The 12,461-nt window shown below is 61.6% G+C and carries 7 protein-coding genes; 3 read left to right on the top strand and 4 right to left on the bottom strand.

The annotated features are described in order from the left end of the window. Window positions 1-45 precede the first annotated feature (45 nt). Window positions 46-2,433, top strand: coding sequence for a penicillin-binding protein 1A (locus HJ583_RS05400; protein ID WP_170020948.1), 2,388 nt, complete (start codon window positions 46-48; stop codon window positions 2,431-2,433). 47 nt (window positions 2,434-2,480) lie between these two features. Here HJ583_RS05400 and HJ583_RS05395 read toward each other — a convergent pair whose 3' ends face one another. After that, on the bottom strand, window positions 2,481-4,364 hold the full coding sequence (locus tag HJ583_RS05395; RefSeq protein WP_170020947.1) for an AI-2E family transporter: 1,884 nt from the start codon (window positions 4,362-4,364) through the stop codon (window positions 2,481-2,483). 296 nt (window positions 4,365-4,660) lie between these two features. On the opposite strand from HJ583_RS05395, the gene HJ583_RS05390 reads away from it, so the two are divergent. After that, window positions 4,661-5,782: an HD-GYP domain-containing protein gene (locus HJ583_RS05390; RefSeq protein WP_170020946.1), complete on the top strand. Its 1,122-nt coding sequence runs from the start codon at window positions 4,661-4,663 to the stop codon at window positions 5,780-5,782. 133 nt (window positions 5,783-5,915) lie between these two features. Here the strand turns inward: HJ583_RS05390 and HJ583_RS19310 are convergent, their stop codons facing one another. Then, window positions 5,916-7,094 (bottom strand): GGDEF domain-containing protein, encoded by a 1,179-nt coding sequence (locus HJ583_RS19310; protein ID WP_170020945.1) that lies wholly within the window; start codon window positions 7,092-7,094, stop codon window positions 5,916-5,918. Window positions 7,095-7,339: 245 nt separating this feature from the next. Continuing rightward, a complete protein-coding gene (locus tag HJ583_RS05380; RefSeq protein ID WP_170020944.1) occupies window positions 7,340-8,929 on the bottom strand; it encodes a methyl-accepting chemotaxis protein in 1,590 nt (529 codons plus the stop codon). Between the two features lie 395 nt (window positions 8,930-9,324). Between HJ583_RS05380 and HJ583_RS05375 the strand changes: the two genes are divergently transcribed. Beyond that, the gene (locus HJ583_RS05375; protein WP_170020943.1) at window positions 9,325-10,578 is read left to right on the top strand and encodes a hypothetical protein; all 1,254 of its coding nucleotides are present in this window, start codon (window positions 9,325-9,327) and stop codon (window positions 10,576-10,578) included. 148 nt (window positions 10,579-10,726) lie between these two features. On the opposite strand, the gene HJ583_RS05370 is transcribed toward HJ583_RS05375, so the two are convergent. Further along, complete coding sequence (locus HJ583_RS05370) at window positions 10,727-12,364, bottom strand: DUF4832 domain-containing protein (RefSeq protein ID WP_170020942.1); 1,638 nt, start codon at window positions 12,362-12,364, stop codon at window positions 10,727-10,729. Between the last annotated feature and the right edge of the window lie 97 nt (window positions 12,365-12,461).

Raw genomic sequence — 12,461 nt, 5'->3', positions numbered from 1 at the left:
GCCTTGCGCGCATAATGCGCAGGCCGATCCAACGCCCGAACCGCCGTGCCCCTCCGCCTGCCCGAACTGAACTGGACCTCGCTGATCACCCAGCTGCACGCAAGGCTGCCGCCCTGGCTGCAAAGCCTGCTGCAGCGCCTGCGCCACCCCGGGTGGCGCGAGATCCTCGGTCTGCTGGCCCTGCCCCCGGCGCTCCTCTTGCTGTGGACGCTGCTGCTGATCCCCTTCACCCCAGGCATCTCGGATATCCGCAAGGCACGCGATGAATCGCCCACCCGTGTGCTCACCCTGGACGGCAAGGAACTCGCCAGCTTCAAGCGCGGCAACCGGGACTGGGTTGCGCTGGACGCCATCTCGCCGCGCGTCATCGACGCCCTGATCGCCACCGAAGACAAGCGCTTCTACGACCACTTCGGCATCGACTTCTATCGGCTGGGAGGTGCCTTTCTCGCCACCTTGCAGGGCGACACCCAGGGCGGCTCCACGATCACCCAACAGCTCGCACGCAACCTCTTCCCCGAGGAAATCGGCCGCCGCCAGAACATCAACCGCAAGCTCAAGGAAGCCATCACTGCGCTGAAGATCGAGGCGCTGTACACCAAACCGCAGATCCTCGAAACCTATCTCAACACAGTACCCTTCCTCTACAACGCCTACGGCATCGACATGGGCGCGCGCACCTACTTCGGTAAACCCGCGCGTGAGCTGGATCTGCTCGAAAGCGCCACCCTGATCGGCATGCTCAAGGGTACGGCCTACTACAACCCGGTACAGAACCCCGAGCGCGCCCGCGAGCGGCGCAACCTCGTGCTGGAGCTCATGGCGCGCCAGGACAAGCTCTCCGCCAGTCGCTACGAAGCATTGGCCAAACGCCCGCTCAAGCTCGATTTCGAGCGCCAGAGCGTGGAGCCCGGCGAAGCCCCGCACTTCACCGCCCAGCTCAAGCGCTGGCTCATCGACTGGGCCGACAAGAATGACTATGACATCTACACCGATGGCCTCGTGGTCGTCACCACACTCGACTCGCGTCTGCAGAAATACGCCACACGTGCCGTGGAGCAACGCGGCCGCCAGCTGCAAGGCATTGCGGACAACGCCTGGGCTGGTCAGTGGCGCGCCGGTCACCGCATCGTCGAAACCCTGATCCGCGAATGCAAGCCGTATGCGGAAGCCATCGAAGCCGGTGAAGCACCCGAAACGGTGCTGAAGCGCCTCAGCCGCGACGCCAGCTTCCTGCGCCAGCTACGCGAGGACAAGACCCGCGTGCAGGCCGGCTTCCTCGCCATCGACCCGCGCGACGGCGCAGTGCGCGCCTGGGTCGGCAGCCGCGATTTTGCCGACGACGCCTGGGACCACGTTCATCAGGCCCGCCGCCAGCCCGGCTCCACCTTCAAGCCCTTCGTGTATGGCGCGGCCTTCGCGCAAGGCATGAAGCCGGACGACAGTTTCCTCGACGCACCGGTCGAAATCCCGCTTGGCGGCAACGAAGTATGGCGGCCTGACGACGCCGAGCCGCCCAGCAATGAACCCATGACGCTCGCCACCGGCCTCGCCCTGTCGCGCAACCGCATCACCGCGCAAGTCATGCAGCAAGTCGGCCCCGCCCGCGTCGCGCATCTGGCGCGCGCCATGGGGGTGCGTGAAAGCAAGCTCGATGAAGTGCCCTCGCTGGCACTCGGAACCAGCCCGGTCACCCTCTACGAGATGGTCTCGGCCTACGCCACGATTGCCGACGAAGGCCGCTACCGCGCGCCGTACATGGTCGCACGCATCGAAGATCGCAACGGGAAAGTGCTCGCCGAATTCCAGCCCAGCGCGCCGGAGCGCACCATCTCCGCGGCTGCGCTGGATACGCTGGTGGACGCCATGCGCGGCGTGGTTACCCGTGGCACCGGCGCAGGCGTGCGCGCCTGGGGCGTAAAGGGCGATCTGGCCGGCAAGACCGGCACCACCCAGGGCAACACCGATGGCTGGTTCATCCTCATGCACCCGCAACTCGTCGGCGGCGCCTGGGTCGGCTTCAATGACGCGCGCATCACCCTGCGCAGCGACTACTGGGGCCAGGGCGCACACAGCGCGCTGCCCATCGTCGGTGATTTCTTCGCCCGCGCTCAGGGTGCGCGCATCGTCGAAACCGACGCTCGCTTCGCCAGGGCCGTAGACGACACCCTGCTCGGCCAGTTGCACAAATGGTATGACTCGGTTTTCGGCGCCGAAACGCCGGTCGAAACGCCCGCCCCGCCCCGCCCTGCGCCCGCTACAGAACCGGCGGCCAGTGCCCCGCAAGCCGAGGCCTCGGCACCAGAAGCGCCGCCGGCCAGCGAGTCGGCCCCGGCCGAGCCTGTTGCGCCCGGCAGCGCCCCGCTCCCAGCCGGTTCCGCGCCGGTGTCTGCAGCATCGGCTCCAGCGCCTTCGGCGAGTCAGCCTTTATAAGGGAGCCGGAGTACAGACACGACCAGGTCAGGCAGCTGACAAACCTCTCAAACCTCCAAGTCAGTCGCCTCGCCGCTCTGGCGAGCCAAGCACCGGAAGCAGGTATCGACCATTTCCTGATAGCTGCGGACCATGGCATCCGCCCCGCATTCTGAATATGCAGGGCGCGCAAAAGGTGCTTCAATCTCCTCCAGTACGCGCATGACAACCAGGTGGGCCCCAGGTAAACGCCGACGCAACTCAGCAACGCTCTGCGCCAAAGCCCGGGCATGATCTTCAGGCGCCACACAGCTAATGAAGACAAGCGGAATATCGGCATCCGCCTCAATTTCGGCCAGCGCGCCATGACTCAGATAGCGCGCCTCAAACTCCTCGCTATGCAGCACGTTGACGCACGCCTTTGCAACAACGATGGCAACCGGATCACCGATATCCGTCACCAGGATGCTGCAGTCCCGCCGTGGATTCAGGCTGCGATAGCTGTCCGGAGTGCCGTTATCCGGTGCCGTAATGCGCAGTACAGAGCCCTGGATCGAACTCCGCCGCAAGGAACGCTTGCGCGACATCGCCTCAATCAAGCCAGAAACCGCCCTGTTCATGTGCGCCTGCTCATCCCGGGTGATTTCGTGCTCACCGAAGTCGATATAGGCCAACTTGACCGAACCCAGCAAAACCTGGTCGCAGTACTCGCGCAACGGCTTGTCCTTCAGAAACTGCCTGAGCCCGCGCACCAGTTCCGGAGCATCTCCCGAGAGTGCACGCTGATAGAAACGCTCGGCATGACTCAGTGCAGGCAGGTCTCCCAGCAGAATTTCAAGAAAATTCAATGCAGGCACGTAACGCCCCGCCACCACCAGACACAGCGTCAGCGGTGTGGACAGAATCAGTCCGACCGGGCCCCACAAAGCGCTCCAGAAGATGGCTGAAATCACCACCGAGAGCGGCGACAAACCAGTGGAGTGGCCATACAGTTTGGGCTCGAAGAACTGTGCAACCACAATCTCGACAAACATGAACACGAGCAGCGTATGGACCACGGGTGCCCATCCCTCAGCCATGGCGGCTGACATCAGCAGCGCCGCTCCTGCCGCCAACCAGATGCCGATATAAGGCACAAAACGCGACACCGCAGTGAGTGCCCCCCAGAACAAAGCACCACTGATCCCCGCCAAGCCCAAACCGGCGGCGACCAGGCTGCCCACCAGCGCATTCACTGCGAACTGGGACACAAAGAAACGTGACAGACGCTCGGTTGCGTCCGTAATCGCCTGTGTTGTGGCGCGCAGATTGCTGCCCCCCGCAAGGCGGATCAAACGATCGCGCATCAAATCAAAATCAAGCAGGATGAACACCAGCAGAATGAAGACGATTCCCCCTGTCTCAAGGGGAGGCACAATCCGCTCGGCTAGCTTGGAAATGATCTCGAGGGGCTTGGGGTGAGGCTCAGCAATCTGCACTTTCACCGGTTGCTCACGGCCGTCCAGTCCTGGCGAAGCAATCAGCGGAGGCAAAACAGTTTTGGCAGGCGGCTCTGGTGACAACTTGTTCACCAAATGATCGGCCTGGGTCAGCAACGCATCCAGCTTGCCGAGCGTCAAACGATCCAGCGTCTGGAGCTTGTTGCGGATGGTCGACTCATATTGCGGCAAGCTGCTCGCCAAACGGATGGCCTGAGATCCGAGCACAACCGCCGTGATCGAAACAGCAGCGAAAAGCAGAAAAACCGAAATCGCCACCGCCTGCACCTGCCCCAGCCCCCAATGGCGAAGCTGGCGGATCAGCGGGGCAACAAGTAAACCGAGAAAAATGGCCAGAACGATGGGGACCAGAACATCCCGCCCATAGTCCAGCAATAGCAGCACGACGGCACCTCCCAGCAATTTCGCAAGCTGGTCACTAGGCGTTGGCTTCGCAGTTTTCAGGGTTGGCATGGGGTGGTTTTCATCATGAACAGATTAGAAAGCGTCTCTCACAGCTGGGGCGCATACCCAGAATTGTGTACGAGCTCAGGTGTTTGAGCACGTCAGGCAAAGCGGCAAAGAACAAGCCTTATTCCTGCACTCCCCGCTCTAAACGGCTAGCTCGTCATACTCAGGCATGGCCTTGCAACCACACAAGAAGGGGCACCCCGGTTTTCCCTGACTTAGTTTCCGGACGGAAGGGCCGTAATAAAACAGCATTCCGGCGCGCCGACCGGCAATGTGTGATGCTTTGGGGGAGCGTAGTCATGGCCGAAATGCACCGGCTGGAACCCGATCAACTGAAACTGGACCAGCCTCTGCCATGGGATGTCTATGACGGCAGTGGCCATCTGCTCCTACGCAAGGGCTTTGTGATCCAGAGCGACGACCAGATCGCAACCCTCATCGAACGCGGCATGTATGTGAATGCTGCCGAGTACCGCAAGCATGAAGCCGAAAATACCCCGGCCCGGTACGATGCAATGTCACTCTGGGAAAGCGTCCAGGCCCACCTGGCTTTCATTGCCGAAGCCATGCCTCAAGACGGCAGCATGCAACCCGAAATTACCCGCCTCGCACGCCAGGCGATGCTGATCTCAGAGCGCAGCCCGGATCTGGCCCTGGCTGCAATCATGCTGCTGGATCAACGCAATTATCCGGTCGCCCACAGCCTGCATACCGCCCTGATCGCCGACATGGTCGCCCGCTCCGCTAACTGGAGTGCCGCAGAGCGGACCAGCCTCGTCTGTGCCGCACTGACGATGAACATCGCCATGCTTGAACTGCAACTGCGCCTGTGCAACCAACAGGAAAAACTCTCACCACAGCAGCGTACCGCCATCAACAATCACCCTGCCGAAAGCGCTCGCCAGCTGATCGTTTGCGGCGTGGAAGATGACGAGTGGCTACGCGCCGTGCTTGAGCACCACGAAACACCGGAAGGCCTTGGTTACCCGCGCAAGGTCCGCACACCGAGCGATCTGGCCATGCTGGTCCACACGGCAGACGTCTTTTGCGCCAAGGTCAGTCCGCGCTCTCATCGCAAGCCGATGATCGCCAGCGAAGCCACCAAATCTGTATTCACAAAACTCGCACATGGCGGGAAAAACCCCTTCCCTGCAATGCTCGTGAAAGAAATCGGCATCTACCCGCCCGGCACCATCGTCAGGCTCGTTAGTGGCGAAACCGGAGTTGTCCTCAAGCGCGGGCCGAACGCAAAGTCCCCCGTCATTGCGACCCTCATGAACGCCAGCGGCATGCCGTCACTCAAGCCGGTCATCCGCCATACCGCAACCGACCCAAGTGCCGCCGTAGGCATGGCCCTTTCGCTGGACAGAATCATGATCGGCGTGAACTTTCATCAACTCTGGGGCGCAGCCGAACACTGAACGCCAGCCTCAGGTACACGCCAGAGTCACCCGCCCAGCCAGATTTCGGCTCACCCCAAAACAGCGGTGTCACCCGGCATGCTGTCCATAGCGTGCCATCCCCTGAACCGGAACTAACGGTACTCGCAATACATCAAGGTTGCATCGCAACCAGCACCGGGCTCAAAGTCTCGCCCCCAGGATTCTCGTGGGCACAGACAACCCGATTACGGCCTGTCTCCTTGGCGACATAGAGCGCCGCATCGGCATGCTGCATCAAAGACTCGAGCTTTTCGGGCTTGGATGCCGTGATCAAGCCTATGCTGATCGTCAAGGTGGTCTCCATATTGTCCACAAAAGGAATTGCCTCGACCGCCGCCCGCAAACGCTCCGCAATTGTCTGTGCCTGCGCTTTATCCGTATTGATCAGAACCAGGCAAAACTCTTCTCCGCCAATCCGCCCCAGAATGTCACCCGTGCGCAAGGTGGCCTGCAAAGCTTCGGCACACAGCCTCAACGCCTGATCTCCGATAGCGTGACCATGTCGATCATTGATCTGCTTGAAATGATCGACATCAATCATGAGCACGCTGATCGGGAATTTTCCGTGCTTGAGTGCCTGCGTACCCATGTCAGTGAATGCGCCACGATTAAGCACACCAGTTAGGCTATCCAGCATTGCTTTCCGCAAAAGATCCTGATTGAGCCACTCAAGCTTGGCCAACAGGATCACCAGCGTGCACATGATGCCGTAAGCAAGCCCGCCCAGAATCAAAATGGCCTGAATCGGGCTCTTACCGAGTAACTGTGTGAACGGTGCAGGATCCAGCCAGCACAGCAAAGCACGCACGAAAAAGCACAGAGCAAAAAGCGCCGAACTGATGACCAACCATCTTTGCAGCAATGAGCCGGGTGGCCAGGTACCACGCTTGAGCATCAAGCTGATCAGCACGACCTGGCTACCGTAAACAACACTGGTAACGACGACACGCATGGCAATGTCATCAATAAAGATCAGCATCAAAACACAGATCAGCAATACCGGAGCAAGCATCACCCAGCGGGGAACGGCCTGATCGACCAGGCGTCCGAAAGCCAGATGGGAAACAGAAAACGCACACGCGGCACAGCCGTTGTACAGAAGGATTGCAGCAAGATGCGGCATCAACGGGCGCAGGAACAGAAGCAGGTTGCCTGTGCCATGCATGATCAGCGCTAAGGACCAGAACCGCGCGCTGGCATGACTGTGTCGCTCACACATCAGCAAGGCTGCCAGCAGCCACTGCACGATGGCCTGCGTCATCAGGAGAGTAGGAGAGTCAAGTGAGAGCACGTGTTGTTCAGTTGAGCCAGAGCGCCTGGGAACGCCCAAGAAAGACCTCTGGGTGAGATCGTCAGAGCATTCTAAATGCTCGAACAATCACAATTTCCGGACGAATACTTAAAGCAGCTCAAGCGCTCGTTAATTTTCTCGTCCGCCGTGCCAAATCACACACCCGCGGCAGCGCATGTCGGCCCCAACGCTAGCAACCAGCTCACATGCCGCACCCTGCTCAGGCGCTCAACTACATCACCCCATCAGCGTGAAGCCAGCTTGAAACGATCCACACTGCCGTGCAGCGCATTGGCCAGCGATTTCATGTCACTCGAAGTCTGCGACATCGAAGCGGCCGCCGCGGTGTTTTCATCGACCATGCGAACCACGATCTCGACCCGGCCGGCAATGTCGCGACTGGCAGCCGACTGCTCCTGGAGCGCCGAGGAAACCTCATCGATCGATTGCTGCACAGACTGCGCTTCGCGCTCGATTTCGTGGATGACTACACCCGCGTTACGCGCCATTTCCAAGCCTTGCTGAACGGATGAAACCGTTTCGGACAACTTCTGACTCATCTGGCTGGACCCAGACTGGATGGCCGCAACCATCGCACCGATCTCCTGCGTGGAATTCGTGGTGCGCTCGGCCAGCTTCCGCACCTCATCCGCCACCACCGCAAACCCGCGCCCCTGCTCACCGGCCCGTGCCGCCTCAATGGCCGCGTTGAGTGCCAATAGATTGGTCTGGTCAGCCAGCTCCTTGATCACCTGCACGATCGAGGAGATGCGCTCCGACTCCTGGCCGAGCGCACGCGCCGTATCCGAACTCTGGTTGATCGAATCCGCAACCGTATCGATCTGGGCCACCATCCGGTTGATATCGTTGCTCCCGGCGTTGGCCTTGGTACGTGCCTGGGTGGATGCTTGGCGAGCCTGCTGTGAAATGTCAGTGATGTGATCGATGCTGGTCGACATCTCTTCCAGCGCAGCAGCCATTGCGGAAGCGGATTCAGACTGCGTTTCGATACTGTTATGAACAGTTCTGGCCGTGTCCTCAAGCTGATGGGCGGCCGAATCAACCTGCGTCGTACTGCCACGGATATTCCCCAGCGCCTCGCTCATCGCGGCAGTCATGCGTGCGAAAGCCGATTGCAACTGGCCGATTTCATCTTTAGACGCACTGTAGCTACGCACGCTGAGGTCTCCCTCCGCCAAGCGGCCAGCCTGGCCGATCATCTCCTGGATAGGCGCCGTTATCGAACGGGTCACCAGCAGTGCGCAAATAACAGCCGCCACCGCAGCCAGTGTAAAAGCGATCAGCAGCAGCAACTGGCTGGAGCGCGCGTTCGCCACCAACGATTCGGTGACGTCCGCAGCATGCGTCTCCACGGTTGAAATCAGCTTGTCTGCGGCCGCCTGCATCGCACCTGCAGCAGGGCCGCCCTTGCCCATCGTGGCCAGCGCTCCCTCGCGATCACCCGCAGAGGCCTGCCTGACGATCTCCGTCGTAGACGGCTGGAGTACATCCAGGCTCGCCTGAATGGCTACCGCAGCCTCCTTGATATCTGCTTCCGGCCCCTCGGCAAAAGGCTTCAGCTTGGTCTTGATCGCATCCAGCCCTTCGAGCATCTTCGGCCCGATAGCCGGATCTGACTTGAGCAGAAAATCGCGCGAAACGATGCGGAAACGCATGATTTCGTAGAGCAGGCTGGCCGCCATGCGCGAGCGCTCCAGGCCTTGCTGCTGAACGAGATTGGCGCCATTGCGGATCTCAGCCCCCTTCAAGCCCGCAAGCATTGCAGCACTTCCAAACAAGGCCAGCACCACACCGAACGCAAGCATGAGACGCATGCCAATCTTCATGTTTTTCACAGCGTGACTCCTGGATCTCTTCAGTCAAGTTATCTGAGCGAAGCTTGCAGCGTCCTGCTGAAACCTGGCGCGTTGCTAGCGACACAGGTTTAACGGCGGGTAAACCATGATTCTGAATACCGAATTTCCACACGGGGCAAGAAACTCAGTGCGTCCTGGGCTCCGCGCATCGAGATTGAAAAGGCTGGCCGGCAAAAGGCAGAATCAGCGCGCCAACCTGAAATCTCGTCATTCCCGCACAGGCGGGAATCCAGCCAGCTTTAACGCCGCCGGATGCTGCGGCGGGCCCGGAGAGCCCGGGCGCATCATGCGAAGATACGGCCGCAACACCGGCAGCACCTGGCACCGCCATCACACCTCGGAGACCTTGAACGATGAAAACCGTCTTGCGCGCACTGCTTGGCCTCGCCGCCCTGCTGCTCTCGGGCAGCATCTCCGCCCGGCCCGAAGCCCCCCTGCTGCTCATGAGCACACCGGGCGAAGCGCTGGTGGTCGACATCCCCGAAAACCCGCCGCAGCCACCGATGCAGCTCAAGGATGCGTGGTATGCCGTATCGCTGGAGGGGCAGAACCTGGTGCTCAGCCGCACAGACAAAACCCGCGTGCCCGACTGGCAACTGGTGGCGCGCAAGACCGGCCCCACGCCCCAGACCACCACGCCGGTTCGCCACGCCCTCACCCTGTCCGCACCAGCCTTGCTGGCCTTCCGCCTGATGAGCACTGGCGGCAACGAGAAACTCCCTGCGCTCAAGCCCGCCAGCTACCCCTCAGCCCTGAGCGCGCCGGCCCTGCTGCACGATCGCTGGGCAGCCTCAGTGCAGGCCAATGGCAAACCCTGGTCGCTCTCCACCCCCTCGCAGCGCCGCAAGGATGGCGCCCTCCTGGCTGGCTCCCTGCAACTCGTGGCCACCGATGCGAAAGGTGAACAGCGCATCCTCGTGCCGCCGGCGCATGGCATGGCCTTCGAGCGGCAAGAGCTGCTGTGGGTCGGCGCCCTGCGCAGCGATTCCGAACTCGATCTGCTGCTCAAACGCACCTGGCTCACCGGCGAAGTGGAATACGTGCTGAAGCTCGGCGACTCACTGGGCTACGCCCGGCTGGATACGGACTATCCGATCCAGCACTTCGCGCAAGGCATCGAAGAGTACGAAGGCACGGAAACCCATGCTTCCCAGCAGCGGCGCCTGCCTGAAGGCAAGTTTGGCCTTGCAGCGCTCAACATCTCCGAAGAAGCCTGGAACCAGGCCATCGCCAGCGCCGAAAGTGAAGGCCTGCCCCGGCAACTATTCGATCGCCAGCTGATGCTCAACGGCGAGAAGATCCGCTTCAGCTTCGAATACCTGCCGCGCCTGGCCGCCAATGGCTCGGGGCCTTCATCCAGCCAGTTCATGTGGGAGGGGCCGGTGCTGGTGCGGGCGCATTTCCGGGGCAAGAGCCAGATCCTGCAGCAGACGGGCCCGCTCGACGGCTCCGCCCTGCGCCTGCAGGTGGACATGCTCAATGGCGAACCCGCCATCGAAATGAGCTGGGCCCCGCACTACAACAACAGCTTCGTGAGCTACTGGGTGTGGAGCGAGCGCGACAAACGCTTCCTGCGCCTCTCCCGCGCCCAATCTCAAGGCTGCTGAGACCGGCAGCAAGGCGATATGTCCGGACTTAGGGTGATGAAACGCCGCTGCCCGGGTCCGCACGCGCCGTCACGGACGGGGGAAACCTGCGCCCTTCAAGCAATGCAGCAATTCAGCGCCCGCCTGCGTGGCGCCCTGAAGCTGGCGCTCATTTGAGCTGCACAGTGGCGAGGGTGAGGCTGCCATCGGTATTGCGGCCTTGCTGGACCCACTTCAGGCGCGGCCAGAAGCTATGCGTGGCAGCGATGCGCAGGGTGTAGCTGCCGGAGTTGCTGACGGCGGGATTCCAGTTGGTGTCGATGAGCTGGCTGGAGCAGTTGCCAAGGTTATCCTGCAGATTGAGGCTCAGCGGCTGGCTGGCGGCAACGGCACCGGCAGCATCCACGAGTTCAAGATTGAGCTTCCAGCTCTCGTAGCTTGGTGCGCTGCCGCCATTGCGCAGAGCAGCACGGATGCGCAGGCTGCCGTCGGCATTGAGGCTCACGCCGCTTTCGCTGATGAAGTAGCGGTAGCCCGCCTGGCGGCCGAGGCCGATCAGGGCGCTCTGCTCATCTGAGGTGAGGAAGGACCAGCGGGCGTCGATATCGCTGCTGGCCTTGGGCGCGATCTGGCCATTGCCGAGGGTGCTGATGTGGTATCGGGTGATCTGGCTGCTGGCGAGCGCAAGGTCCACCACGTTCTTGCCGCTATCGGGCGAGCAGAACTCGGCGATGAAGGGGGCTTTCTTCCACTGATCCTGGATCAGCGCGAAGCTGGCCGGGTTGCTCTCCCATTCGCCTAGGGTGAGGGTCTTGCCGAGGCAGTCGGTGCGCAGGCCGACGGGCTTGCTGGTGAGGGTCTGGCTCAGGCCCCAGCTGAGGGCGTCGAGCTGGTCAAGCTTGGCGAACATGACGTGCTGCACGTCCGGGAACACTTCGAAGTGCATGCGTGCGAAGGCCTGCTTCGAGGCCGCCGTGATGGCGGTGACGCCAGCCGGCACGTTGCCCTGCGGCGAGCCGAGGTAGTAGGTGGGGCGCACATACCACTCACCGTACTGACCGTAGAGACCCACGTCGATCCACGCGAGCTCGATGCCCGCCGTCTTGAGGGCATCACGCAAGGCCGTAAGCAGCGCCTTGGCACGAGTCTGCAGCCAGGCATCGTTCCAGTCCGGAACGAAGCTATACACCGCCGGCAGGAGGGCGTAGGTGACGGGATCCATGGCCTTGTAGGCCGCAGTGAAGCCGCACTCGTGCGCACAGGCCGGATTCTTGTAGACGTAGTCCGGCAGGTAGACGCTGGCATCCGCATCGCCATTCATCATGCGCAGGCGGAAGGCGTATTTCTTGCCCTGCGCCTTGGCGGCACTGGCCTCGGCGAGCAGCGCAGAGAAGTCGTAGACGCCTTCAGCGGTTTCCAGCGACTTCCAAAAGAAGCGGTTGTAGACGACCTGCGAGGGCGAAGCCTGCGGCACCTGCTCACGGTTGATCCAGCGGTGGTAGCCGCGCATGGGGTTAATGAGGTCTTCACTGGCGGCCGGCGTTTCGGCATAAGTGCGCGCCGAACCGGAGCTGATGCTCCACACAGCGGCCGGCGCGCTGGCGTCTGCCAGGGGCGCGACGAGGCCGCTGGCCGCACAGACGGCTGCTACAGGCGTGGTGGCAGGCGTGGTGCTGACGCTCGCGCTTGAAGACCCGCTTGCACCACCGCCCCCTCCTCCGCCACCGCATCCGGCCAACAAGCTGGCGAGCAAAATGCTCAGGAAGAAGCAAAATAGAATGCCAAAGGCATTCTCAATGGGGCTCAAGCGGTAATGCGGTTTACTTAAGGAAGGATATTCGTCATTCCCGCGAAGGCGGGAATCCAGAGACGTAGAAAGACACGGGGCCCCCGCATTCGCGGGG

The organism is Uliginosibacterium aquaticum (assembly GCF_012972705.2).
Taxonomy (GTDB): Bacteria; Pseudomonadota; Gammaproteobacteria; order Burkholderiales; family Rhodocyclaceae; genus Uliginosibacterium; species Uliginosibacterium aquaticum.
The sequence above is the reverse complement of the archived record's forward strand: the minus strand, read 5'-3'. Positions and strand labels throughout refer to the sequence as shown.